This is a genomic window from Pantoea sp. SM3640 (genome assembly GCF_015654165.1).
In the GTDB taxonomy this organism is placed as follows: Bacteria; Pseudomonadota; Gammaproteobacteria; order Enterobacterales; family Enterobacteriaceae; genus Pantoea; species Pantoea vagans.
The window spans coordinates 2,187,397-2,214,166 of sequence record NZ_CP064872.1; the positions used below are offsets into that span (position 1 = coordinate 2,187,397).

A 26,770-nucleotide genomic window follows, 5' to 3' on the forward strand; every position below is an offset into this window, starting at 1 on the left:
GTGGGTCATAGGAAAAAGATTGTGTTGAGAGAAAAACAGAAGAGAGTCGCGGAATGGGTGTTCCGCGATAACCGCACTAAAAACCATTACGGGTTACTTCATGCGACGCTGCCGGGCGACAATGGCGAGGCGTTGTGTCCGGCAGTAAATGGCAAACAGGATGAAAGCCTGCCCATTCAGTAACCAGCGAGCACCCACCAAAGCAGCGAGTGCCAGAAGTAGCCACAGACCCGAGTTGCTACCCGTAACAACGCTGTAGATCAGGAGTAACACGGTCGATATGAGCAACACCACCCAGACGTAAGCCAGCCCCTGAACACCGGATGTATGCCCTCGCGCAAGCAGATAACTGGCGGTGAGTATCGCGCCAAGAACGACAATTGAGGGAACAAAAAAACTTAACGCGTGTATCTGTGGCGTAAGCAGAGGTAAAGCATGCAGAAACGTCAGCAAGTTAAATGCAAATGCGACCAGTAACAGCATCAGCACTAGTGCAACCGGGAAGCCGTTTTGCCGGGGAAGCGACTCAGAAGGCTGTTTAAAATAGCGCTCAAGCTCTGTGGTGGAACGGGCAAGTACGGAATTATCCTGCCGTGCAATCAGCTGATCTATTTCGCGACCATGTTGCAGCAGTTCAGTGAGATTACGCCCAATAAGCCATGATAAAAATTGCATTAAAATACCGCCAGTGACTGGATTGTTCCTACTACATAACGCCCGGTGCGCGGCACGTTACCCGGAGCAGCAATAATACCACTGACAGCACTGCCAGCCACAGCAGCTGCACTCGTGACGACCTGCGCGAGTTGCTTAACAAGTTCTTTTTGCACTGGCTCTACAGGGAAACGCTTTGGATAAAGTCCTGCACGGATGGCGGCTTTAAGCTCTTTATTACTAATACCAGGGTTTTGTGCCTTAATGATTAATTCGGTCAGGCGTGCCCGGTCCTGCCTTGGATAGTTCCTGAGCCACTCCGTTGCTTTTAAAGAAGAGACTGATTTCATCGCTCGCCATGTTGCCAGGGCTTCTTTTAACGCTCCGCCCACGCTGGCTAGTGAAATAAGGTCAAGGGACGTTGAAGTGGCAACGTACCAATCCTGAGAGTCCAGCCACGCGACGTTTTGACCACCGTTTTCGACGAGATCATAAACCCGGTAGATACCATTGACACATTGCACGCCTGTTGCGGCAGCGCCAGCATAGCCAATAGCAACAAGCACGCCGCTACTGCCAGCGGTTATAGGCGTTGCTGAAGCGCCGATAACCGCCACGCCAGCTGTGATAATCATTGCACCACAGGAAAGCACGGTCGAGGCAATCTCCGTTCCCATTGAGGTTGCGCTTACTGCTTCACTAAGTGACTTACCCGTATCAGATGCTGTGGCTTGCTTAGGCGTTTTGGTCACAATAAGATGTGTGACGATACCACTTTGGCCATTAGGATGACGCTGACCAGATCGAACAAGAAAACGCTGTGCGCCATCTGCATAGATGATGCCAGCCTGATAAAACTCTCGAGTGCAATCCATTGCTGCACCCAGCGCTTTGAAATCAAAATCTGGTGCCCCATAACCGGTCATTCTCGCGATGTCATAACCCGGTAAGTTATTTTCGGGATTCATTCCTGGCAGGTTCATTTTATCTCCTTATAAGTTTGAACATATGAAGATAGAGTTTTTAAGCATTGAAATTCGGAATAGAGAGCCGGTCATTACCGCAACAGATTACATATCGATAACCATAAAATAAGCTAAAAACGTTATTTTTAATTAAAAGAGATAAATAGTTATTCTAATAAACCCTTCACTAAGAAAATATAACAACCTAGCTACACTTCATCGGAAAAGTTTTAAGATCAATTGGCAGAATAAATAAATTTCTTTAGGCGACGCTCACCATGGTAGCAATGTAGGTAGTAGGTATGTCCATCATATTTATCAACTGTTCGGCCTTCAATATCGCAGTGCCTGCAGACAGTAATAATACTTACCAATGTTAATAGTTGAATATTAACAACCTTCATTATAATTTTCTGCAGCAGCACAACATATTAATATAATGACAGGTTGGTTAATTTTAAATTTATCTCCACTCAATATATATCCCGCACGTAAATGATTTTTCATTAGACTGTACCGTTATCTCACCCCATGAAAACCCCCAAACATGACCATATGGAGGATCTTTTAATTCACCCTTATAATTACCTGGATACTTTTCCATCATCCACTCATACAATCTTTTCTCTTCAGAAATTAAAACGTTTACATTTGCTCTTTTTTCCCAATCGTTAATGTTTTTATAAAACTCACCAGTTTTACTGATTAGGAACACGCTCTTATTAACAGAAAAAATAGCGGGCCTAAATTGTACATGGAACGGTTCATTATGCCATATGACATTTTTTGCTGAAAAATAATACTCACCTACAGTTATAAGGTCATCAGAAGATTTAAAAAACGAAGAATTAATAAATTGTTCGTAAGAAGAAAGTTCTATTTTACTTCCATCCACAAGCAAAGCACCATTCTCTTCTAAAATCATTTTTTTCATATATCAATTACTTTTCCAGGTTTCAGTTTAAGCCGAGCCTCTTCCGGTATATAAAACTGTAGCCCTCCTCCTCGACCATACTGAGCATTAGCTTCAGCACGTCCTCTGGCTACATGTATATCTTCGGTAACGTTGTAAGCTCTCACCTTTGAACGCATTGTAAATGCTGGGTCTAGCATAACTTGCAAAGCTTTATGATAACCAAGTGGATCACCTTTATACTGTCTGACTGTAGGATGGCTTACTGTATAAGCAGGTAACCGGTCTCCATTAGGATGAAGAGCATAAAGAATCGTCCCTTTTTTTATAACCGTATTCTCATAAACATCGATGCCAGGATAATCTTTATTACTTGGCCCCTGCCACTTCGTCGCTTCTTTCGCAGGGTTCTTACACTTCATCAACCCCCACGGATCCACCCAACCCAGCGCATTCGGCGCATACTGGTAAAGGTTGATCCCGCCCGCCAGCCCTATCGGGTCCTGCTGAGTAAACCGTCCGCTGTCCGGATCATAATAACGAAACAGATTGTAGTGCAGTCCGGTTAATTCGGCACCTGCGGTGCCTCACCCCTCTGGGGTCATCGCTGAAGCGATGTTCAAATTTGCTAAAGCAAATTAGTCCCGGTCCAGGTACTGGCCCTGCATACGCAGGTTCTGCTGAACGACAGGCATTCGCTGGCTGGACTCGCGCAGCAGTTTGCCCCACGGGCTGTTTATCCCTTCCCAGGCTTTTTGCCCTTCACTGTCTGTCAGCAGCTCCGGCATCCCGTTGGCCGCATTATGGAACCAGTAAATCTCCGGGCTTTCCACGCCATCAATACGCGCCAGCGGTTCATAGCTCTGGCTGTCGCTGTAAAAGTAGGTCAGCTGAGTGCCGTCGTGGATCTCCTGCAGCAGGCGGTAGCCTTCCCACACAAAACGCGTCGTTACGACGTTGCCAGATGGTCTTCCCTGTAACAGCTGCTGGATGGTTTTACTAATGCGGCGTCCCAGCGGATCGTAGCGGAAACTCACCTTAGTGCGCGGCTTGTTACGGTCCCGCGGCTCGCTGATGACGTCCATAAGGCGATGCTCACCATCGTAACGGTAGCGCCAGCGGGTCTGGCCGTCATCTTTCTCAGTGGTGCGGCCATGAATATCGTACTGCCAGCGGATACCGTTCAGTTCGGTGACGCGGTTATGCATGACGTGGGCGGCACTATGGCGATCCAGCGGATTGCCTGCGCCATCCCAGCGCCACTGTTCATTACCCGGCTGCGCACCGTCCTGAGACAACAGCCGGCCAGCGTTATCGTAGTTCCATAATGTCTGGCTGAACGGATTATCGTCACGCTCTTCACGAATCAGGTTGTTGCCGTAATCGAAGTCGCGCCGACGGGACCAGACGCGCGGTGCAGGACGCTGTGAGTCACCCTTAAATACATTGATTGCGCATAGTGCCTCAGAGTTCCCGATGCAATGTGTCACGAGTAGACTCGATTCATGGTGCCATTATGTGCCATCAGTGGGTCAGGCCTTGCCGAACTGGAGGATGAAGACCGGGACGAGTTCATGGCGGAACCGAGACTGGAAAAGCCGGGCCAGAATCGCGTTATCAGTGCCGGTTACTCTCTCCTGAACCTGCAGACCTACATCGCCGCTGGTGTGAAAGAAATCCGTGCATGGACCATTCAGGTCGCCCGATCGCCCTCAGGCAGTCGGTAAAATCCAAGCCGACTTCGAGAAAGACTTTATCCGCGCCCAGACCATCGCGTTTAAGACTTTATCGCTTATAAAGGCGAGCAAGGTGCTAAATAAGCCAGCAAGATACGTTCAGAAGGTAAAGAGTACGTCGTGAAAGATGGCAATGTGATGAATTTCCTGTTCAACGACTGATGTGGTTTCAGGCTTTAAAAAAACACGTTCTTAGCATGTTTTTTATTTCAGGCAACGAAGAATGGAATCGGAAGCTACTGATGAATTATCTTTCATAAAATAACTGTCTTTAATCATAAAAAATTAAATGGCATGCTTGTTTTTATAAGCATTTTACTTTATCCAATCTTGAAAAATCTATTCTATCAGATTTTCGTGGAGTAACCACATCACTCCACGAACTTAAATATAGCTACCCATTATATCTTATCGCTCTAATGTTGAATAGATAACCATCAGTATGCAGGTGAAACACGCACAAGCAAATTATCTTTTTGATTGTAAGAAAAATGCCAATCACTCCACCCGTCAATTTTCTCACTAAAAACACAGACTACTAAGACTTCTTTTTTTGCATCAATGGTCATGTAGTAAAACCGTCCCCCATCAGGAGGCGAAAATGTTGATAAAACCTCTCCTCCTCCGTTAATTATAGATAACCTCTGAGGCAATTCTCTCTTTTGGTCTAGAACAAATATCAACTCTCTACTTCCATCGACCATCACCTGATCAATTTTAGAAAATGGCATGGAAAATATTTTTTCTTTACATTTCCACTTTACAATCGACTCACAAGCCATGACATTTAGATCATTAATTTCGCTCATTTTTACTCCCTGCTTCAATCGCCGATGGGCTTTTCATCTACTACTCTCAAGTAGTCCATTCTTTCATTAGGGGGCACTAACATTTCCACCTGTGATTTACCACCTTTAAGGTAAGCACCAGCCCCTTTATCAATTTGGGGACCTACCTCTCCAAAGTTGACAGGCAAGGGTTTTATAACCTCATAAGTAATAACTCTATCAATATCAGGTTTCCATTCATTTTTGACTCCAAGCTCATTCCTTACGAAAGGTTTATTAGGAATATCATCGAAAGTAGCAAAACCGCCCGGGCGGGTAGCAGGTTGGCCCGGAGCCACTGCCATATTAAGTTTAACACCAGGTAAAACTTCTGCTTTAACTGGAGGTTCATTCAATGGCCAAGGAGACTGTTCTTTTATCAAATTATGATAGGCTTCGGAAGCATCGGATGTTTTTTTGAAATTGCCACGATGATGCCGCTGATATTCATTCCATGTATTAGTTTTCTTACAACTCAACCCCCACGGATCCACCCAACCCAGCGCGTTCGGCGCATACTGGTAGAGGTTGATCCCGCCCGCCAGCCCTATCGGGTCCTGCTGGGTAAACCGTCCGCTGTCCGGGTCATAATAACGAAACAGATTGTAGTGCAGTCCGGTTTCCCGGTCCAGGTACTGGCCCTGCATACGCAGGTTCTGCTGAATAACTGGCATTCGCTGGCTGGACTCGCGCAGCAGTTTGCCCCAAGGGCTGTTGATCCCTTCCCAGGCTTTTTGCCCTTCAGCGTCAGTCAGCAGCTCCGGCATTCCGTTGGCCGCATTATGGAACCAGTAGATCTCCGGGCTTTCCACACCATCAATACGCGCCAGCGGTTCATAGCTCTGGCTGTCGCTGTAAACGTAGGTCAGCGGAGTGCCGTCGTGGATCTCCTGCAGCAGACGGTAACCTTCCCAGACGAAACGCGTCGTTACGGCGTTGCCAGATGGTCTTCCCTGTAACAGCTGCTGGCTGGTTTTACTGATGCGACGTCCCAGCGGATCGTAGCGGAAACTCACCTTTGTGCGCGGCTTGTTACGGTCCCGCGGCTCGCTGATGACGTCCATCAGGCGATGCTCACCATCGTAACGGTAGCGCCAGCGGGTCTGGCCGTCATCTTTCTCAGTGGTGCGGCCATGAATATCGTACTGCCAGCGGATACCGTTCAGTTCGGTGACGCGGTTATGGATGACGTGGGCGGCACTATGGCGATCCAGCGGGTTGCCTGCGCCATCCCAGCGCCACTGCTCATTACCCGGCTGTGCGCCTTCCTGTGACAACAGCCGGCCGGCGTTATCGTAGTTCCATAATGTCTGGCTGAACGGATTATCGTCACGCTCTTCACGAATCAGGTTGTTGCCGTAATCGAAGTCGCGCCGACGGGACCAGACGCGCGGTGCAGGACGCTGCGAGTCGCCTTTGAACACGTCACGGCGGCGCAGTCTGCCTAACCGGTCATATTCACTGCGCATGGTCAGGCCGCCCTGCGTCCGGCTCAGTTCCCGGTGCAGCGTGTCACGGGTAAACTCGGTGACCGGCAGGTTGTCTAATGCGATGCTCAATAAATGGCCGCTGCCGTAGTAAAGCTGCTTGAGATTACGACCATCCGGCAGTGTTAAGGCTGTGCAGTTACCCAGCGCGTCATACTCCCACGCCAGTTCGCCCTGCTCCCCCTGTTCAGCAACGATGCGGCCCAGCGCATCATATTTAAAGGTGATCTCCTGCTCGGCCTGCTGGCTCCACTCAGTGTCAGACAGCGGCAGATGCTGCGACACTTTACCCAGCTGGCCGCCACCACTGTAGTGATAGCGCGTCTGGCCTTCCGGCGTGGTCCGCGCCAGCAGTTGTCCCGCACGGCTCCAGTGATAACGATGGGTAATGGACTGAGGATGTCCGGCGGCAAAGGTACGTGATACCGTGCGGCCCGCCGCGTCATAGTTGTATCGCGTGGCAACGCCATCCAGCCCCACCTGAGCCAGTAACAGAGAGTCTGCGCCCCACTCGAACTGGTACTGCTCGCCGTTTTCGTTTTGCAGCGCCGTTAACCGGCCACGACTATCCCAGCTTCGCTGAACCGTCTCACCCTGCGCATTGCGGTTGGCAATCAGTCGCCCGACATTGTCGTAACGAAATTCACTGCGCTTGCCATCAGCCGACTCATAGGCCAGCGGCAGTCCGTTTTCACTCCAGTGCAACCGCTCTTCCCATCCCTCTGCACGTTCCAGCTGAAGAGGACGTCCTGCGGCATCATAGTGATAACGGGTTTCTTCACCATCCGGCGCGGTGACAGAGCTGAGCCAGCCCAGGGGATGATAGCGGTAGCGCGTGGTCAGCCCTGAGCAGTCGGTTTCACGGATAACCTGCCCCGCATCGTTAAACTCCCGGCGGTAGCTGTTACCTGCTGCGTCGATCTCCTCGACAACCAGCCCGGACTCATCCCGTTTATAGATCGTGCTTTGCCCGAGCGCATCAACCACGCGCTCAAGACCATGATGGGGATCGTAATAGTATTTCGTTGTGGAACCATCAGCTCCGGCAACCACCGTGGGCAGCGAACGGTGTGACAGCCATTGCACCGCCTGAACACCGCCGTCAGCATCTTTCTCTTCAACGCGGTTACCCAGATCGTCATAGGCGAAGCTCACCGCGTTGCCCAGCGGATCGATGCGACGCGTCAGGAGTTCGTTTTCATCCCACTCATAGCGCCACTTCTCACCCCGCTCATCAATAAAACAGGTGATGAGGCCCGCGGCATTCCAGTGGTGTTCGCGCTGCTGACCGTCATAGGTCGACACACGCGTGATGCCCGCCTCAAGATCGTAATGCATATGGCAGCCATCGCCGGTATTGGTGCGGTTCTCTACCACACGCCAGTGATCCAGCTTCTGCCAGCGATATTCACTTTCCAGCCCGCCGGGCAGCTGATGCCAGACCATTAATCCGTCATCGTTGTACCGGAAGCGTCGGGTGACAACGCCTGCGGCATCGGTGACGCTGGCAAGCTGGCCCTGTTGATTGTAGGTCCAGCGCGTCAAGGGCCAGTGCTGATCGCCATCAAAATGGCTGGCGGATGTCGGACGCCTCGCGTGCTGTCTGTCGTCATAGTGCAGCGTAACGTCAATCGCCAGCGGCGCGTCATGGATACGCACCAGACGAGCCTGTTCATCCCAGCCTATCTCCAGCGCATTACCGTACTCGTCGCTGAGTGAAGCCAGCCGCAGCACCTGCGGATCGGCAGCCGTGCGCCGGTAAAGACGCCATACCGCACCGTCGTCATCGGCAATAGCGATATCGCCTGACTCATTGCGCCGAACCATCAGCCCTTCGCTGATGCTGTAGAGCACCTCTTTTTCACCGGGAACGTCAAAGCTCAGTTCACGCCCGTTATCATCAAACCAGGTCGCCCGGTTCCCTTCCAGCGTCAGATAACTGTCAAACACCGTGGCCCAGCCCTGACCAAACAGGCCAGCGCGCTGAGTCAGGCTGTTATAGCTGCGCTGAAAACTCAGCGGGAAACGTCCGGGAAGGGAAAAATCGCGCTCGGCATCATCATTCAGGACTTTGACGCCGGTCGCTGCATGAACCGGGAACAGCGACGAGAAGGCCGCATTGATCGACATATCTGCCAGCATCCCGCCGCCCGCCATTGCCAGCGCGCAGGGCATGTTTTTGAGGATCTCACAGGGACGACCACGAAGGAGGGAAAGGCCGATCATCATCACGGCCAGACCAGGCACTTTGCCACTTTTGATCTCTCTGACCGTGACGGTTTCACCCCCAATGATGACATTGGGGGACACATCGTCACTCACAGTCGCATCACAGGTGGTTTTATCCTTTGCGCGTACCGCAGGCTGGCCATTGATAAAGACGCTTTTCGATCCCTGCGCCAGATATTGCGGTGCACTGTGTTTTTCACAGGCCACTTTGTCCTGCTCCAGCGGAGAGGTGCCCGCATCGGCGGAGGCGACCGTGGGCTGCCACATTGCACTGCCAAACTGGCCGACCGCAGAGAGCAGCATGCCGCCGTAGTCCGCAAAGCTCTGCGGCGATTGTGGTTCCGGTGGCGGTGTCTCACCGGGCGTGAGCATCCCGGCCGCGCGTGCGGCTAAAAGACCATTAACGTAGACATTCTCTGACCCACTGGCGATCACACCGGCGGGTGACGGCGGAAATATCATGTTACCCAGACCATCGGCTGCTTTGCTGATCTCCTGTGACAGACCCACGGCATTGGCCAGTACACCACCCAGAATACCGCTGAGCAGGCAACTGTTACCCACAGCGGCTACACTCGCCGCTGCTACCCCTGTACCCAACAGGGGCGCTGCCGAGACGATAGCAGCACCCACTGCGGCACCAATGACGGCATACGCCGCACCTTCTGCCACAATGCTGGTGATATCAGCAAAAATGCTGGAGTGAATGATCTCATCGCCCACGCGGGCCGCAGGATTATCCATAAGTTATGCTTTCCGTGGCGTGTTCAGAGTCAGGCTTTGTTTAAAAGCACTCCAGCGCTGTCCGTCTTCTTCATTGAATGGACGCATCGCGGAGAGCGTAAAAATCATTAAGGTGTTCGAGTCCGGCACCTGCGTAGCCAGCTGTTTCTGCCACACGGCCTGCCCGTTACGGTCAAACATAGTTTCAACTTCAATTGCGTGTAGGGTGTTATCCACACCAGCCATCACGCGTACAAACTCACTCTGCTGGATGTGACCCATCTGACTCCGCAACGTGTCCCACTGACGCTGGAATTCTTTTTCCGCATCACTGCCCTCAGAAATAACACCACGGCTTACAACCAAAGCCAGGCCACTGGCTTCGTCGCGGAGAATATTCATGGTGGTGTCCTGCCAGGCAGCAGGAAAAAGCGCAAAGGCGCCCTCATTGAATTGGTAATTCATAATAGATATCCATATGGGGGAAGTGAAAATGGGGTGATACTAAGAGCAGAAGGACTAACTATTTATTCGCATTATAATCGGGTGCGATACCTGCGTGTGTTTCAACTAATCTGAATTTTTCGACCCAGCCATTGGCCTGATTTCCGTCATTAGCCACATACATTACGCTGTAATATTTTCCATATTCTACGTAAGCATATAATTTATCGCCAGGCACCACAAAAACGTTTTTCTCTACACACTGGCCATCAGGTGCAGAATAAAATTGCAGCCGTCCTGACCCGGCAACCCTGTAGACATTATCTGTATTATCGAAACGTACGCCTTTTGCGTTGGCGTTACTCGCTGTCTTTTGACAAAAATCATTGGCAGATGTCATTAATGGAAATAAAACCACTGAAATGCATAAAATCCTAATCATTTTAACCTGCTATGAAATTTGAAGAAGATATCAATACCACGCGATTAACGATTAAAGTCTATATGCTGAATAGCAGACTATTTATTATCAAATCGCTTAGACCAGAGTGCAATATCTTCCTGAATTTTATTACCTTCAGGAGCGTTAGTGATATAATGAATTTTGTTGTCTTCAGGCAACTTCCATGCAGCATAGACTTTGCCATCAGGTTGTATAACGAATACGGATGCTTGCACAAGATAGAGATCGTCTAACCAGCCCTCAACGAATATACCGCCACCCTCTGTTTTACGGGGCTCGCCAAAAACATCAAAGTTCTGGCTGAAATTATTATACTCATTACCTAAAACAGATTTTAAACTGGAGACAACTCCCTGGTCCTGAAAAATCTTCGAAACGTTGCCTAAGCTATTATACTGAGAAAAAGAAACCTTTTCTCCTGAAGCTGTCGCGACGACTGCCGGGTAAACTATAAATATCACCAAGAGCATCATGTTAATAAATAACTTCATAGCCTTACCTGATAAATTAATTAGCACTCTTTTATCACATTAACCGATCTGTTCTTTTAAATAATCATCCAACTCGCCAGATGACATGCTGCTGTATACATCCAATCTGGTCTTAAGTGAGCATGGTATTTATTTTTACTGACTCACAATCCTCCGGAGCAAGCAATTAAATCTGATGGCGTATTTTCATTCTCTACATCAGGGATTAATATTGAAAAATTAATAAAATCCTGCGTGACGTATCACGCAGGATTTTGTTCAATCATCCGTATTAATCGTCATCATAATATGACTGATTTTTTTATGCTCTAGCTGAAATGAGATGCGTTTGTTATCAGCGTCATAATATAACCAGTGTTGATTATCACTGTCATCCACTGTGCCCTGACCATATTTACTGACCAGCACATCCTGGCTATCGCCAGGTCCTACGCCTCTTGCTGTTTTGATCGCAGGCGTGTTGATGGTGATCTGTGCAATAAGATAGCTGTCGATATCACGCTGCTCTTTTTGCCAGAACAGGTTTGCAGTGTAGATTTCAAAACCATCATATTTGTGCTGGTAGTACTTATAGCTGATGTCACCGGCAGGCACATCGCCAACAAAGTTTTCACTAATCTGCGCGCCCACCTGCTTCTGAGTTTCATCGCTCCATTTATCACCTAATGTAAAAGGATGATTATTGATTTTCACGCTAAAGTCAGCGGCTGTTAAGGCTGCAGGGGCCGTAAGGCTTGCAGCCGCAGTAGCCAGATTTACCTGAACGGCAGGGAACAGCAGCGCAAACAACAACACTGCCTTTCTCATAGAAAAAATCATTTTTATCAGTCCCTTATTTAAACTCAGGTATGTCATAAGAAAGATTCGCATTCGGAAAACTGTCGAACATTTTCTTCATGCTGGTTGTCTGAGCAGTAGCCCAGTTAACATCTGTCGCATACTGATGTGTACCCGGCGAGGCCGGATTCCAGCGCATTTTATACAAAGTATTCTGACCAGAGCCAACAAACTTATCAGATATCCACTTAGCCCCACCATCAATGGCCTTAGCGGGTGTTGTCCAGCCCTGTTTATAAGCGTAGTTAGCGCCAGTTTTCACCGCATTGCCATCCAACGCGCCTATGCCGTACATATTATAAACTTTGGTTCCATTGACCATGACGCCTTTGGCTAACTCGCTGGTGCCATTTCCCGTCTCCAGCGCGGAATGGGCGGCCAGATAAGCTTCATTGACGTTATATTTTTTAGCCGCATCCAGATAAGTCTGTTCCTGACCGGAGAGTGTGCCCTTATCCTTAAGGAAAGTGCTCATATCCTCTTTGCTGATCCCGGATGAGGAGGAAAGATCTACAAACTGATATTTGTCTTTGCCTTCCATGTGGTTGGCAGGATCGACATATTTTTTGATATCGTCCTCGGTAGCATCTACGAAACCTTTCTTAGTTTTATCCCATTTCACTGGCGTGGCTTTAAGGCCTTTTTGTTTTTTGACCATCTCATCTACCGAGTAGTCATATGTGCTCTTCTTATCGCCAGAGGCAGAATTGGCTAACGGCCCAGCCACCCCTTTCGCCGGTGCCGTCGCAGCTTTTGGCGCAGCGGGCGCGGCCTGTCCTTTCTGCTTCGGCGGGAACAGGTTCTCTACCGCCTGGCTGATGTTCTGTTTATGACTGGATCCCGGTGCGCTGGTGCCTGGCTTCGCACCATCTGTGTTCAGGTTCAGTTTGCCGCCAGAGGTGGTGATATGACCGTCGCCCTGCACGAAAATATTGAAGCCTTTACCCACAATATTAATCTGGCCATTCGCATTAAGCTCGATAGCGCTCTCTCCGCATTCAAGGCGAAGCTTAGTGCCCGACCCAACGACGTAAGTATCAACCACCGCATCGAGTTTGCCCTTACCGGTCAGCCGCTCTTCACCCCCTTTCACTCCGTGGACGCGGTTAGTTTCGACACGGTAGAGCTCATTGCCGCCCGCGTAATGGCTGTGATTGTTGGCAACTGAATGGCTGGCGTCATTTTTAACATGCGTATCCATGTTCTTCTGCGCCTGAATCCACAGGTGTTCCTCACCCGCCTTATCCTCAAACCTCAGCGCGTTCGCGGTGTCCGCCGTGCCATCCTTCGACCGGCTCAGAAAGCCCATCTGCGTCGCCGCTGCCGGCAGCGCCCACGGCGGCATGCTCGCCTCGTTATACACGCGGCCGATAATCAGCGGACGGTCCGGATCGCCGTTGATAAAGTCCACCACCACTTCATCGTTAACACGTGGGATCTGCACCCCGCCGAACCCCTGACCCGCCCATGCGCTGGAGACGCGCACCCAGCAGGAGCTGGTGTCGTCGCCCTTCGCCAGCCGGTCCCAGTGAAACTTCACCTTCACCCGGCCGTAGCGGTCGGTCCAGATCGATTCGCCTTTCGGCCCGACCACCTTCGCGGTCTGCGGGCCGTGCGTTTTCGGCCACGGCGTCTCCGGCGGCGTGCGGTACGTCACCGACGACGGCAGCACCGTGAAGCTGATGTTGTGACGGCTGTCGCCGGTGTCGCCGCTGGCGTAACTGTTCTCGGCAAAGTCATAGGTCGCCGAGGTCACCAGATACTCGCCGTTGTCGCTGAAGTGCGGCGCGTTGATGATGGAGAAGGTAAATCCCGGGGCGATGCCGGTGGCCGTGCCCGACCCGCTGACGCTGTGGTGCTCGGCCTGCCACACCTCCTGACGGATGCGCGCGTAGGACTCGCCGTGGCTGTGGTCGACAAAGTGACCCGGCCAGTCGTAGACGTCCACCGAGCCCGGCACCGGCGACGCCGGGTTCTGGCGGGCCTGCAGCATCCACGCGTTGGGCTTGCGGAAATCGTAGTCGTCGGTGCTGTAGATGCCCGGCGTCACGCTCTCCGCCAGCGACCACTGGCTGATGCCCTCTTCCGTGACCACGCCGCCCGACGGGGTGACGTGATAAGCAATGGTCTCATAGCCCGGAAACGCCTGATGCTGGTCCGGCGCGTCGCACAGCACCAGCGTATGTTTGTCCGCCTCGTGGCGGAAGAAGTAGTAAATCCCCTCCAGCTCCATCAGGCGGCTGATAAAGTCCAGGCTGCTCTCCTGATACTGCACGCAGTACTCCCACACCCGGTAGTTGCCCGCCAGGCGCGTCTCCACGTTAACCGCGTACTCCTTCAGCAGCGTCTGCACAATCTGCGGCACCGTCTGGCTCTGGAAGATGCGCAGGTTGCGGTCGCGCCGCATCGGCCACAGGTCCGGCTCCACCGTCAGCTGGTAGACCGCGTAGCGCGTGCCGCTCAGCTCCTGGCTGCGCACCGCTATCCGGGTGATTTTGCCGTTGAGGTAGCGCGGACTCAGCGCGCTCATCAGGCCATCGGTCGGCAGCGAAAAGGTAACCGGCTTGCCCAGCAGGGCATGGCGGTCGATGCGCGCGTCGGTGGCCAGCAGTTCGGCAGTGAGCACAAACGGACGGGACAGCGTCTCGCTGCCCGTGAGCGTATGGAACAGCAGGCCGTCCGCCGGCAGCTGTGCAGTAATGCGTGAGAACATAAGTAATCCCTGACTATTAACTGTGTGGATCGAGCAACCAGACGCCTTCTTCGCTGATGGTCAGCATCTGCTGGCGGGTGCCACTCTGGCCACTGATGGCAAAGGTGTAGTTACCCGGTGCCAGCTGCAGCGTGGCGAAGCCATTCACCGCAGGGACCAGCGCCTGCGGCTGACCGTTGACCTGAACGCGTTCACCCTGCTGCAGACGGATATAGACCTGGGCGACCGGCACGGGTGGCGGTGCCGGTTGAGGATCGGGTTCACGTGCGGCGGTCTGCGCAGGCTCAGCAGTCTGAGCCGGGGCGCTGGCAACGGTATCCGGTGGGGTCTCAGCCTGCGTCGGTGGCGCAGCCACCGGCTGATTAACCGGCGCGACGGTGGCGGCAGGCGCGCTGTTTTGCGCGGTCTCAGCCGGTGCCGTCTGGTCCTCACCACGCGACATCAGCAGACCGGCGCACAGGCCGACCAGCACGCCTGCGGCCACCAGACCCGGTAGTGCAAAGCGATGCCCCAGCAGCGTTTTCAGCGGCGAGGCGGGTGTGACGACCTCTTCTTCTTCAATCGGCACCAGCATGGTGCCCGGCCCGCTCATTTTTGCGCTGAGCAGCGGTTCAGGCTCGCGCTCCGGCAGCGCCATCAGCACCGCAAAATCATCAATACTCTGCGGACGGTCTTCCGGTTTCAGCGCCAGCGCGTGATCGACGGCGCTGAGCAGCGCGGTGGAGTAGCCCGCCAGACGACGCTGCACCAGCGGCTGGTAGTTATCTTCGATGCTGCGCACCACGCTGACCGGCGGCGGCGCACCGGTAATCAGCGTGTGCAGCACCGCGCCCAGCGCGTAAATATCGGTCCACGCGCCCTGCTCACTCTCGTCGTTGTCGCTGTACTGCTCAATCGGCGCATAGCCGGGGCGCAGCATGGTCTCGCTCTCATCCGACAGGTTGCCGATGGTTTTACGCGCCGACCCGAAGTCCAGCAGAATCGGCTCGCCGCTGCTCTGGATCTGGATGTTATCCAGCGAGATATCGCGATGCAGATAGCCCGCTTCATGGATGGTTTTAATCGCCCCCAGCAGCGGCGGCAGCATGCGACGGATCCAGGCCTCATTCACCGAATGCGGATTACGTTCGCGGAAGTTCGAGAGCGTGGTGCCGCTGTAGAACACCGTGCCCATGTAGGCGGTGTCGTTCTGCACCCAGAAACGCAGCACGTGCAGCAGGTTCGGATGGTTGAAGCGCGCCAGCAGCCGCGCCTCCTGAATGAAGCTGTTCAGTCCGGCGTGAAAGGTTTTGCTGAAGCGCTCGCTGCGCAGTACCAGATTCAGGTCATCGCTGCGCACTGCCAGTGAGGCAGGCATGAACTCTTTGATGGCGATATCACGCTCAAGCTGGTGATCCCAGGCGCGATAGACGATGCCAAAGCCGCCACCGCCGATGACCTCTTTGATTTCAAACTCATTGAAGCGGTAACCCAGCGGCAGGGCGTTGGGGACATTCAGGGGTTGATCATGTTCCGACATATTCGAAAACTCTCTGATGACTAGGCTTTAAACAGCGAACTGGCAGACAAATTCGCCCTGCTCACAACGCACCTCAACGCGGCGATAGCGTTCATCGCGGGCGTGGGCACTCAGCAGTATCTGGCTCATCTGCGGCAACAGCGTGTTGGTGAGGATGGCATCGACCATGCGACCGCCGGACTCCACCTCGGTGCAGCGCTGCACGATCTGGCTGACCACCGACTCGTCGATCTGCGCCTCAATGCCGTGGTTGTCGGCCAGACGACGCACGATGCGCGCCAGCTGCAGCCGCACGATCTCCGCCAGCATGTCATCGCTGAGCGGGTAATAGGGCACCACCAGCAGACGGCCCAGCAGCGCAGGCGGGAATACCTCCAGCAGCGGCTTACGCAGTGCGGTACTCAGGGCATCGGGATCCGGCATCAGTTCAGGATCGGCGCACATCGCGCTGATCAACTGCGTGCCGACGTTCGAGGTCAGAATAATGATGGTGTTGCGGAAATCGATGTGGCGGCCTTCACCATCCTCCATCCAGCCTTTGTCGAACACCTGGAAGAACAGCTCATGCACATCCGGATGGGCTTTCTCAATCTCATCCAGCAGCACCACGCTATAGGGACGACGGCGAACGGCTTCGGTCAGCACGCCGCCCTCGCCGTAACCGACGTAGCCCGGCGGTGCGCCTTTCAGCGTCGAGACGGTGTGCGCTTCCTGAAACTCGCTCATGTTGATGGTAATGATATTCTGCTCACCGCCATACAGTGACTCGGCCAGCGCCAGTGCGGTCTCGGTTTTCCCTACACCGGACGGACCGCACAGCATAAAGACGCCTGCGGGTTTGTTAGGGTTGTCCAGGCGCGCGCGTGTGGTGCGAACCCGCTTCGCGATCAGCTCCAGACCGTGACGCTGACCGATGACGCGCTGGTTCAGGGTGTCAGCCAGATTCAGGACGGCGTCGATCTCATTCTTCACCATCCGGCCCAGCGGAATACCGGTCCAGTCCGACACCACGGCCGCTACCACGCCCGCATCGACGGCGGCAAACAGTAGCGGCGTGTCGCCCTGCAGCGCAGTGAGTTGCTGCTGCGTTGCATCACGCTGTTCACGCAGCGCCGCATCCTCTTCGGTAACACAGCGGGCACGCAGCGCAATCAGGGTCTCGACCAGTTCGCGCTCCTGCAGCCAGCGCTGTTGCAGCGCATCGCGTTCAGCTTCCAGGGCAGTGCGCTCTGCGGCAATCGCCTGCTGGCGGGTGACGTCACCGAGGCCGACCTTAATTTCGCGTTCAATGATCTCCGCTTCAATCTCCAGCGCGGCCAGACGGTGCAGGCAATCCTCCAGCGCCGCAGGCTGTGCGCCCTGACTGACCGCCACGCGGGCGCAGGCGGTATCCAGCAGCGCCACCGCTTTGTCCGGCAACTGACGCGCCGGAATGTAGCGATGCGACAGTTTCACCGCCGCACTGACCGCATCATCCAGCAGCAGCACCCGGTGGTGTTTCTCCAGCGCGCTGACGGTGCTGCGCAGCATCAGAATCGCTTTGGCTTCATCCGGCTCCTGCACCTGCACGGTCTGGAAGCGACGGGTCAGCGCCGGGTCTTTCTCGATGTACTTTTTATATTCGGCCCAGGTAGTCGCGCCGATGGTGCGCAGCTGGCCGCGCGCCAGCGCCGGTTTCAGCAGGTTGGCGGCATCGCCGGTGCCCTGCTGACCGCCCGCGCCAACCAGGGTGTGGATCTCATCCACAAATAGCACAATCGGCGTCGGGCTGGACTGCACCTCATTGATCAGCGCCTGCAGCCGTGCTTCGAACTCCCCTTTCATCCCGGCACCCGCCTGCAGCAGGCCGATATCCAGCAGCCAGAGCTGCACATCGCGCAGCGGCGCAGGGACATCGCCCGCCGCGATACGCAGCGCGAGACCTTCGACCACCGCGGTTTTGCCGACACCTGCTTCGCCGGTCAGCAGCGGGTTGTTCTGACGACGACGCATCAGAATATCCACCATCTGGCGGATCTCATCGTCACGGCCGGTCACCGGATCGATGCGGCCGTCACGTGCGCGCGCAGTCAGGTCCTGCCCGTACTGCTCCAGCGTGCTGCCGCTGGCCGCAGGCGGTGCGCCAGCGGCATCCGCCGGTGCGATCAGCGCCTGCTGCGCTTCTTTGCTGCTGCTGAGCAGCGTGTCGAATTCTGCCAGCAGCGCATCGGCATTAACCCGGCTGAACTGGCCGGAGATGCCTTTCAGTACGCTGGCCAGGTTGAAGGTTTTCAGCATGCCGATCAGCAGATGGCCGCCGCGAATGCGGGTCGCGCCATATTTAAGCGAGGCGTAGACCCATGCCCGCTCGACGGCGCTGTCGATATGCTCAGAGAGGTCGGAGACCGCACTGGCACCGCGCGGCAGACGATCCAGCGCAGCAACGATGTCCTGAGTCAGGGCCTTTTCATCCAGTGAAAAATGTGTGATGACCTGCTGTAAGTCGCCATCCTGCTGCTGCATCAGCTGATGCAGCCAGTGCACCAGTTCAACATAGGGATTGCCGCGCAGTTTGCAAAAGGCGGTGGCGCTTTCCAGCGAGGTAAATAACAGCGTATCCAGTTTGCCGAATAGCACGGCACGGCTGATTTCTGACATAGGGGGCTCTCTTCAATGAAAGACGCAGGCTGTGTAACAGGGAAAGCGGCTGGGCTAGCGCGAAGCTGCCTCAACCTCAAACATAAAATCTTCTCGATCCTGCGGCTGCGGCATCTGCCCCAGCCAGCTGGTATAACCGAGTCGGGCACTGCCGCCCAGCGCCACACCCTGCACTTCGTCAGCGGCCAGGATCAGGCTGAGATCCCACTGCATTTCGATACCGAGATAATGGCGTACCCAGTCGCGCACTTCCTGCGCGCCGGGGGCATCCGGCAGAAAACGGGCATACTGCGCGGCACTGAGCGGTCCCAGATGGAGACGGAAACGGTGCTGCACATCGCGCACCGCCACCCCGAGAAACGCAGAGGCACCCAGACGGGGCATGTGGCGTCCCGCGCCCAGCCGGGCCTGATCGCGGCTATCCAGCGTCAGCCAGTGCGGCAGGTTCTGCGTCAGCCGGACCGGCACGCCAAAGTAGTGGCGCAGGATGCGCACCAGCCCTTCGGCATCGTGACCGTGACGGCTGAGATGACCCACCAGCATCAGGCGGGCATGAAGACTCAGCGAACTGGCCTGCTGCTGGGCCGGTAAACCGATGCCCGCCAGGCAGGCGAGATAGTTCAGAAAGCGGCTGTCGTCGGGGCGATCCAGCGATACGGTCGGCTGCGCATCCGCCCAGGCGCGATAAAACAGCAGCGTGGCGCGGTGATGGAACAGGTCAGCAAACGCCGACAGGCTGTGATCCTGATGATGCACGATGCGTTCATGCACATATTCAGTCAGATGGGTCGGCAGCGGCCCGTTGGGGCCAAACAGGCCAAAGCTGTAGATCGACAGCTCATGACGTCCGGACTCTTCACGTGGCGTGGCACTGGAGACGGTGGCAGGCGCAAATGCCAGTGACGGCGTCTGACCGATGCGCACCGATTCGAACTTCGGCAGCGGCGCACGGCCCAGCGGATAACGCTGACCGCCCTGCGCATCCAGCCGCCGCAGCAGCTGGAACAGATCGTAGCGCCACGGCGCGGCCATCACTTTTTGCCAGAAATCATCCGGCAGTCGGGTCAGCCGCGGCAGCGTAATGACTTTTTCGCCACTCATATCAGCGCCTTCCGGCCCATGCGCGGTGGCCAGTAGCCCACTTCGCCGCGCTGCTGGCTGTTCAGGGTGAACTCCGTGAAGCTGTTGAGCGCTACGAGGCGGCCACAGACCCGCTCCAGCACGCTGCCGAACAGCCACGGACTGGCACCCGAAAACGCCTGCTCATCCACCTCCAGCGTGATGCTGACGCCGCGCGCAAACACTACCGGCCCCGGTTCCGGCACGCGGCGGTTGACCGCGCTGAGCGTACAGTGGCGGATGCCGTCAATCTGGCGGGCAACCGGCGCTTCCGCCAGGTTGGCGTAGAGGCTCAGCAGCTGGCGCAGCGCCGCAGCACCTTCCCCGTCGCTGCTGTCCATCAGGCTGAGGTAGTTCATCTGCAGATGGCTGATCAGCCGCCACGCAGAAAGGCCTTCGGCCAGCGCCGGACGCGGTGGCGTCGGCCCTTTGCACAGCTTCAGCTCCGACACCGGAATGGAGTCCGGCATCACAAAGTTGCCCTGATCCTGCTGCAGCATCAGCGGCAGATCGCGGCTGGTACACATCACCTCGGCGGAGAGATAGCGCACGTCATCACGCCACGGCGCGTGATGCTCATCCACCAGCGAGAGAAAGACTTCGGAACCGATGTACCCGGTGCGGGTGCCATAGCGCTGAGCCTGTTCTGACAAGGTGCGCTGTTCGCGGCGCAGCGAGAAGTAAGCACCGTAATCACCCTGGTCACCGCTGAAGGTGCTCCAGAAAGGACGGAAAACCTGCTCTTCCCGCTGGCCTTCTACGGTGGCGAACAGCCGCTGCACCGAATGCACCTCATAATCCAGCGGCCGGATGTTATCCACCACCAGATGATATTCATGCTGGCTGTCGCTGACCTTCAGGCGCTCGGCGGTTTTCGGGAACAGATTGATGACCGGCGTGCAGTGCAGCGCCAGATGGCTGTGATCGACCACGCTTTCCAGCGCGCTGTCCGCTTTGTCGAGCAGGATAATGATGTCGAACGCCGTAGCGTTGTCGCAGCGACGCAGGAACGGGCCGAGCTGACTCAGGCTGATAAACTGGAAGCGCGCCGGAAACGCAAAATACTCCTGCAACAGGCGATAGCCGTCGAAGTTGCGCAGATCGTCCGGCAGCAGCGCCTGCTCCGGTGCAAAGCCCTCCTGCTGCAGGGCTTCATCCGTCAGCACCTGACGCTGCGGCCGCTGCTCTGCGGACTGCAGGACGATGCCGACCCGGTGCTGCATCAGCAGCTCAAGCAGCTTCAGCGCCTGGATATCGGGGCCGCTGAGGAACAGCATCAGGTCATCCACACTGAGCTGACTCAATGAGGAGATCCCCTCGCAGCTGATGCGGATGCGCAGCGCACTGGCCGCGCCCAGGCCACCCAGTTTCAGTTCGCCCGAGGGCAGATCGCCGGGCACGCCGCCGAGAGTGACTTCGCTGATGCGCAGCGGATGCAGCACCACATCGTGCGCGGTGGTGTAGCTGCAGGTCACCCCGGTTTTTTTCAGGTTCTGGCTCTCCATCATGGTGCCGCGCGGCACGCGAAAGCCCTGGGTGATGTCACCCTTGCGGCTGTCCGGCGTCAGCTGCGCGATCGCCATTGATGGTGTTGGCGAGAGATAGGATGGTGCAATCATCTCCAGCAGGCGCTGCGAGAAGCGCGGAAACTCCGCATCCATCTTCAGCTGCACGCGCGACGTCAGGAAGGCGAATCCCTCCATCAGCCGCTCGACATAGGGGTCCGCCACGTCGATGCCATGCATGCCAAGACGTCCCGCCACTTTCGGGTAACGCGTCGCGAACTCCGCCCCCATCTCGCGCAGGTAAGCCAGTTCACGGTTGTAATAGTCGAGCAGATTGCTGTCCATGATTACCCTGCATCCTGAAGTTCGAAATGGCCGCTCTCCAGATCAACCTGAGTGCGGAACAGAAACGCCAGCGGATAAGGCACGCACCAGAGCCGCCCTTTGATCTCAATCGACAGTACGTTGTGCAGACTAAGCGAGCCGAGATCGCTGACGCAGCGCACCTGCAGACCCTGCGGCAGAATACGCGGCTCGAAGTGCAGAATGGCGTTGGTCATTTTGCGCTGCATATCCTGCCATTCGATATCGGAGACGTTCTGTCCGGCCAGCGGCGCTACGCCGAAGTTCCAGACCGAGCGCTGCACCTGATCGAAACCGTCCAGATCCTGCTGCGCTTCGTTGTTGATGGTGTTAAACAGCCACTGCAGATCGCGCAGCACGTGGCGGCGCAGCGTACTGTGGCTGATCAGCATGCTGTTCTCCGGCTCCTGCTGCCTGTCCGGCGCGTTGTCGGTCAGGCGGTCCAGCAGCGAGGATTGCAGTTTGTCGCGGGCGGTCAGCGCATCGCGCTTTTTGCGCGCACGAAAGCCGCCATGCAGCTGGGCATAGCCGTCGTTGTGCGCGCCTGAATCATGGCTCATTGGCGGACTCAACGTTATCGAACGCGACCTGCTGCAGGCTCAGCAGCGAGAACTCCGCGCTGTCGCTGAGCCACATTTTTTGTCCCTGGCCGATAAACTGGTCCGGATCGTTGCCCAGCGGCTGCCATTCGGTGACGCTGGCGCGCAGAAAACGCTCGTCCGCACCCGCCAGCAGCGGATAGCGCGCCGGGATCTGACACACCTGTTCGCTGCCATCCACCAGTTGCACCCGAGTATGACGCCACACCAGATCGGTGACGCTGGCGGGTGCCTGGAACTGCATCTCACGAATGGCGGCGAACGGGATCCAGTAATAACGGCCCTGATTGATCACTTCACACACCGGCCCGAAACGGCTGTCGCCATCCATCAGCCAGCTGAAGGCGGTCGGCTGATCCTGCCCGGTCGCGGTGCCGGGATTGGCGGCAGCAAGCTCCAGCGCGTCGGCACGCAGTGCGCTGCCGCGCGCGACATCACCCGCGGTTTCGGCCTGTAATGCGGCCAGCAGTGTGTCGCACCAGTGCCACGCGCTGCCCGGCAGCACGGGTTGTGCCTCGCCACGCAGCACGGCATCACGCTGCCGCTCACCGGCAATCGCCTGCTCCAACAGATTAACCGTTGGTTGCGCCTGCGGGCTTAACGCCAGCCAGGATTGCAGCTGCGTCTGCGCACGCGTCCAGTTGCCCGCCAGGCAGAGCAGCTGCACAAAGGCAGCCCGCAGGTCGGCGTTCGCCGGATTGGCCTGAATCTGGCGGGTAACGTCAGCCAGCGTCTCGCTGAGCGTGGCGTTCGCAAGATGATGTTGTAAGGATTCCATGCAAACTCCTTTTGCGTCAGTTAAGGGTGCGATAAACCGCAGCGGCGGGATCTTTCAGTTCAGGGTGCAGTTTTTCCACCAGCTGTACGCTCAGCGTGGTATTGCCGCTGACCCACGGTGACCAGACTTTACGGACTTCCTGCAGACGTGCCTGCAAAGCACTCTCATCAGCGGCTTCACTGGCGGGCATCAGCACCACCACCTGACGGGCCGCCTGCCAGCCGTTAAAGCGGTTACTGAACGGCAGAACCAGCCAGCTGTCCGGGGATTTTTCGTTACTCAGCACCATGCGCTCGCTGTTAACCGTGGTGATGTGCAGTTCGGCGGTGGGCGACTGACTGTTCAGCCCCATCACCGGGAAGCCCTGCAGGAAGGTCACGCCGACGGCTGCCGGTGCGCCGTTACCCTGCTGCGTCAGACGACTGTGTCCGCTGAGCCAGCCATCGGAACCGCAGACCAGCCCCTGCTTAGCCGGCACAAACAGCGCGCTGCCCTGCGCCGGATGCTGCCACCAGGTGCGGAAATGGCAGCCGTCGAGCAGGCTGAACTGCAGCCATGGCGAGGTATCCGCCTGGGCGGCATTGACCAATGGGTCCGCGGGCACGGCAGCCGTGGCTAGTTGTTGTTGTGCAGGCGGCGCGGGCGGCGTCACCACGGTTTTCCACTGCTGCGCCCGGGCGGCGCTGCCGGTAGCGATTTCACTGCCCTCTGTATCGGTCAGCTGCCAGTGCAGCTGCTGCAGCGATTTACACTGCGACGCCATCAGGCCAGCCACCCGTGGCAGAAACTCTTTCAGCACCGACGCGTTTTTCTCACCCAGGGTGACGATGCGCAGGTTAATGGTGCTGTTACACCAGCTCGACAGCTGATTGTTTTTGACGTCATCAATCCAGACATCCAGTTTCTGTGCCGGGGACTGAACGATGCGATAGTTTTCAGCATAAGCGTGCGTGCTGAGCAGCAGCGCAGCCAGACCCAGTAATCCATATTTCATGTTGGCGTTCTCAATCTCGCAGAGGGAAGAACTGCGCCGCTTCAGAGAGCGAGTGCAGCAAAGTGGTGTCCTGGGGCGATCCAATCCAGACGGCCAGTGCGCTGAAATTATCCTGCTGCCCCTGATCTGACTGATCGTTTTTGATGATTTGCTGCATCAGCGTCAGCCACTCTTCCGGCGTATTCACCATGTGCAGTGACTGCTGCATCTGCTCCAGCGTCACGCCGTGCCAGAAACCATCGGTGCAGAGCAGAAAGGCATCGCCATCCTCAATCCCGACCACGTCGCTGTAGCTGGCGTCGCGCTGCTCATCACCCATTCCCAGCGCAAAATAGAGCAGGTTGCTGTTGATACCTTCGGTGCGATGTCCGGCATCTTTCATCTGCTGCACCAGGCTGTGGTCGGTGGTGACCAGATAGAGATAGCCGCGGCGGAACAGATAAAGGCGGCTGTCACCGGCATGCGCCCAGCAGGCAAGGTGGTAGTCGCGGTCGATGAACAGGCTGACCAGCGTGGTGCCCATCCGGCTGTGCTCGCTGCTGGCTTTCTGCTGCTGCCGGATAGCGTGATTCGCGTGATTAACGTAGTTGCGAATCGACTGCGCATTGAGGTGCGCATCCCCATCGAACGCTTCCAGCAGGCTGCTGCGGGCGATGGCGGCCGCCCTGTCACCGCCGGGAAACCCGGCCACACCGTCGCACACCACAAAGCAGGCGGAGCGCTTACCGATGACATCACCGATCTGATCCTGATTACTGGCGCGATCGCCCTGATTCGACGTCGAGGCAATAGTGATATTCATGCGTCATCCGTGTGGGTTTGTGAGTCTTTGTACTGATTAACTTCCAGGTCATAGGCGTGCAGAAACGCTTCGCCAAACAGGGTGTGGAAATCGTCTTCGATCTCGCCCGCTGTCTCGCCGTAGCGCTCAACAAAATGCTCCCACAGCGCCGCTTTACGGCTGCCCGGCAGGCCGATACGGGAAACCGATCCCGCCTGACGTGCCTCTTCCTCCAGCTGCTCCGGGTTAAAGGATTGCAGCATCGAGGCGATGATGGCGCGGATACCGGCGATCATGCCCAGCTGGTGCGCCTGCAAATCAATCAGCGCATCCCGCACCGCCTGACGTGGTGGCATAAAGCCCGGCATCCGGCTGCCAAACATCTGCATCAGGACAGTTTTGCCCGATGGCAGCAGCTTGAACGGGTTGTTGGCGTCGTCGAGGATCACCGTCATGTCAGCCTTAACGCCGCGCTTAAGGATCGAGCGCGATGACAGCAGCGCGACCGTGCCCTGCGAGAACATGCTGAGCATCTGACCAAACTGCAGCATCTGCTCGCGGTCAAACTGCGGCGTCGGCTGCAGATCGCGCAGACCCATGCCTTCCAGCAGCGCGTCCAGCAGTTCGCCTTTCAGCGCATCGCCGCTGCTCTGGCTGGATGTGGAGGGCTGCACGGCGGCGGCATGCTGATGACCCGAGGCAACCGGATCAATGCGCAGCCGCCCTTTCGGCGTCGGTGAAGGAGCACGCTGCACCGCCTGGGGTGTCGGCAGCGTAATGCCGCCGTAGTCGTTTTGCGGATTGACCGCGTCTGTCTGACCGGATTCCGCCTCATCCGCCAGCAGCGTCGGGCGCGGGGCTTCACTATGAGGCTGGTCATCAACGGGTAAGTCGATGCCGCTAAATAGTGGAGAGTGATCCATTTCGTTCAGGCTGACGGAAGCCTGCTCAGGTGAGCGTGGGGCAACCGGCTCAGGCTTTGTCTCTGGCTGAGGCGGCACATGCAGCGCCGCCGGTTTCGCTGGCTCCGGCTGCGCCAGCGGCACCGCGTTCCCCATCATCAGTCCTAATGGATCATCATGGTTGCGCACATCCGCACTGCTCTCGCCGTCGAACAGGCTCAGTGGATCCAGTTCCGCAGTAGGCGCCTCAGCCTGCTTTGGCGTAGTGTGCGGCTGAGCCGCCAGCGTGCTCGGCGTACGGTCGTCAAAAATACTCTGCTGCGCAAAGAGCGCATCACCGTCATCAAACAGGCTGCTGTTTTTGGGCTGCTGACCATAATCCAGCGGCGCATCATTGATTAGCTGTGCCAGTGGATCTTCCGGATTCCGATCTGGCATGGCGGGCGCGGTCAGCGGATGGGCATCCGGCATCTCTGGCGCGGCTTTGCGTTTAGAGAGATCGTCGGAAATCGAGAACTCTTTCGCCAGGCTGTCCCAGATTTCGCTGGGGATAGCGGCGGTGGTACTGGCTTTTTCGGCTACCGGTTCACGAGGAGTCGCGGCGGGCTGGACCGGCTCCGGACGCGGAACCGCCCTTTCAGCCTGCGGCTGCTGCGCACTATTGAGATCGCTGACCAGCAGCTGATAATCATCGATGCCCAGAATGTCCCCATCCTGCAGCTCAACCTGACGACCGCGTTCCAGCGGAATATCGTTGAGCAGCACGCGCGTCACATTGCCACGGTTAGTCAGACGACATTCACCGTTCGCGGTGATGTGCACAATGGCCTGCAGCCGGGAGAGCGTTCGGTCGTCATCCGGCAGCACCAGATTGTTATCCACGCCGCGACCAATGGTGCCGCCGGGCGGAAAGAAATCACAATGAGTTTGCGGCGGCTGTTGGCCGGGTTTAGTCGTTATTATCGTAAAGCGCATAACGGATTCCTGCGGTTAGCGGTTCGGCATCTATACCGCGCACCTCTCGGGGAAAGGCGCGGGGTATAGGGAGCGGAGAGTTTATTGTGGGGTTGGGGTTTATTTAAATTAGTGAT

Annotated in this window: 20 protein-coding genes and 2 pseudogenes; 2 read left to right on the forward strand and 20 right to left on the reverse strand. The window is 56.1% G+C overall.

Annotated features, from left to right (window positions below):
* Positions 1-93 precede the first annotated feature (93 nt).
* The 4 genes and pseudogenes from IV493_RS10155 to IV493_RS10170 all read right to left on the reverse strand — a co-directional run.
* Positions 94-675 (reverse strand): hypothetical protein, encoded by a 582-nt coding sequence (locus tag IV493_RS10155; RefSeq protein ID WP_195857081.1) that lies wholly within the window; start codon positions 673-675, stop codon positions 94-96.
* A complete protein-coding gene (locus tag IV493_RS10160) occupies positions 675-1,637 on the reverse strand; it encodes a hypothetical protein (protein ID WP_013357595.1) in 963 nt (320 codons plus the stop codon). Before IV493_RS10160 ends, IV493_RS10155 begins: the two co-directional genes overlap by 1 nt.
* Positions 1,638-2,082: 445 nt before the next feature.
* Positions 2,083-2,553: a hypothetical protein gene (locus IV493_RS10165; protein WP_107319575.1), complete on the reverse strand. Its 471-nt coding sequence runs from the start codon at positions 2,551-2,553 to the stop codon at positions 2,083-2,085.
* A pseudogene (locus IV493_RS10170) lies at positions 2,550-3,980 on the reverse strand (RHS repeat domain-containing protein); the annotation flags it as partial. The pseudogene IV493_RS10170 and the gene IV493_RS10165, both read right to left, overlap by 4 nt.
* A gap of 126 nt (positions 3,981-4,106) precedes the next feature.
* Here IV493_RS10170 and IV493_RS18665 point away from each other — a divergent pair.
* Both IV493_RS18665 and IV493_RS18670 read left to right on the forward strand, forming a co-directional pair.
* A complete protein-coding gene (locus IV493_RS18665; RefSeq protein ID WP_370584684.1) occupies positions 4,107-4,259 on the forward strand; it encodes a hypothetical protein in 153 nt (50 codons plus the stop codon).
* Positions 4,213-4,430 (forward strand): annotated as a pseudogene (locus tag IV493_RS18670) (DUF933 domain-containing protein). Before IV493_RS18665 ends, IV493_RS18670 begins: the two are co-directional and overlap by 47 nt.
* A 275-nt stretch (positions 4,431-4,705) precedes the next feature.
* On the opposite strand, the gene IV493_RS10180 reads toward IV493_RS18670, so the two are convergent.
* The 16 genes from IV493_RS10180 to tagH all read right to left on the reverse strand — a co-directional run bounded on the left by IV493_RS10180 (position 4,706) and on the right by tagH (position 26,654).
* Positions 4,706-5,077: a hypothetical protein gene (locus tag IV493_RS10180; protein ID WP_195857082.1), complete on the reverse strand. Its 372-nt coding sequence runs from the start codon at positions 5,075-5,077 to the stop codon at positions 4,706-4,708.
* A 14-nt stretch (positions 5,078-5,091) separates the two neighbouring features.
* Positions 5,092-9,555, reverse strand: a complete 4,464-nt coding sequence (locus IV493_RS10185; RefSeq protein ID WP_195857083.1) for an RHS repeat-associated core domain-containing protein — start codon at positions 9,553-9,555, stop codon at positions 5,092-5,094.
* A gap of 3 nt (positions 9,556-9,558) precedes the next feature.
* Entirely contained in the window at positions 9,559-9,999 is a 441-nt protein-coding gene (locus IV493_RS10190; protein WP_033782841.1) for a DcrB-related protein, read from the reverse strand.
* A 58-nt stretch (positions 10,000-10,057) separates the two neighbouring features.
* Positions 10,058-10,420, reverse strand: a complete 363-nt coding sequence (locus IV493_RS10195; protein ID WP_195857084.1) for a hypothetical protein — start codon at positions 10,418-10,420, stop codon at positions 10,058-10,060.
* A 77-nt stretch (positions 10,421-10,497) separates the two neighbouring features.
* The gene (locus IV493_RS10200) at positions 10,498-10,932 is read right to left on the reverse strand and encodes a hypothetical protein (RefSeq protein ID WP_195857085.1); all 435 of its coding nucleotides are present in this window, start codon (positions 10,930-10,932) and stop codon (positions 10,498-10,500) included.
* A gap of 258 nt (positions 10,933-11,190) precedes the next feature.
* The gene (locus tag IV493_RS10205) at positions 11,191-11,751 is read right to left on the reverse strand and encodes a hypothetical protein (protein ID WP_195857086.1); all 561 of its coding nucleotides are present in this window, start codon (positions 11,749-11,751) and stop codon (positions 11,191-11,193) included.
* A gap of 13 nt (positions 11,752-11,764) precedes the next feature.
* Positions 11,765-14,482, reverse strand: coding sequence for a type VI secretion system tip protein TssI/VgrG (gene tssI / locus IV493_RS10210; protein WP_195857087.1), 2,718 nt, complete (start codon positions 14,480-14,482; stop codon positions 11,765-11,767).
* Between the two features lie 16 nt (positions 14,483-14,498).
* Positions 14,499-16,001 (reverse strand): serine/threonine-protein kinase, encoded by a 1,503-nt coding sequence (locus IV493_RS10215; RefSeq protein WP_195857088.1) that lies wholly within the window; start codon positions 15,999-16,001, stop codon positions 14,499-14,501.
* Positions 16,002-16,028: 27 nt separating this feature from the next.
* A complete protein-coding gene (gene tssH / locus IV493_RS10220; RefSeq protein ID WP_147788298.1) occupies positions 16,029-18,638 on the reverse strand; it encodes a type VI secretion system ATPase TssH in 2,610 nt (869 codons plus the stop codon).
* A 54-nt stretch (positions 18,639-18,692) separates the two neighbouring features.
* Entirely contained in the window at positions 18,693-19,739 is a 1,047-nt protein-coding gene (gene tssG / locus IV493_RS10225; RefSeq protein ID WP_195857089.1) for a type VI secretion system baseplate subunit TssG, read from the reverse strand.
* The gene (gene tssF / locus IV493_RS10230) at positions 19,736-21,607 is read right to left on the reverse strand and encodes a type VI secretion system baseplate subunit TssF (protein WP_110331763.1); all 1,872 of its coding nucleotides are present in this window, start codon (positions 21,605-21,607) and stop codon (positions 19,736-19,738) included. Before tssF ends, tssG begins: the two co-directional genes overlap by 4 nt.
* 2 nt (positions 21,608-21,609) lie before the next feature.
* Positions 21,610-22,185: a type VI secretion system baseplate subunit TssE gene (tssE, locus tag IV493_RS10235; protein ID WP_061062261.1), complete on the reverse strand. Its 576-nt coding sequence runs from the start codon at positions 22,183-22,185 to the stop codon at positions 21,610-21,612.
* Positions 22,175-23,002, reverse strand: a complete 828-nt coding sequence (locus IV493_RS10240) for a type VI secretion system accessory protein TagJ (RefSeq protein ID WP_195857090.1) — start codon at positions 23,000-23,002, stop codon at positions 22,175-22,177. Before IV493_RS10240 ends, tssE begins: the two co-directional genes overlap by 11 nt.
* 16 nt (positions 23,003-23,018) lie before the next feature.
* Positions 23,019-23,996, reverse strand: coding sequence for a hypothetical protein (locus IV493_RS10245; RefSeq protein WP_195857091.1), 978 nt, complete (start codon positions 23,994-23,996; stop codon positions 23,019-23,021).
* Between the two features lie 10 nt (positions 23,997-24,006).
* A complete protein-coding gene (locus tag IV493_RS10250; protein ID WP_013357582.1) occupies positions 24,007-24,798 on the reverse strand; it encodes a PP2C family serine/threonine-protein phosphatase in 792 nt (263 codons plus the stop codon).
* Complete coding sequence (tagH, locus tag IV493_RS10255; protein WP_195857092.1) at positions 24,795-26,654, reverse strand: type VI secretion system-associated FHA domain protein TagH; 1,860 nt, start codon at positions 26,652-26,654, stop codon at positions 24,795-24,797. Before tagH ends, IV493_RS10250 begins: the two co-directional genes overlap by 4 nt.
* Positions 26,655-26,770 lie beyond the last annotated feature (116 nt).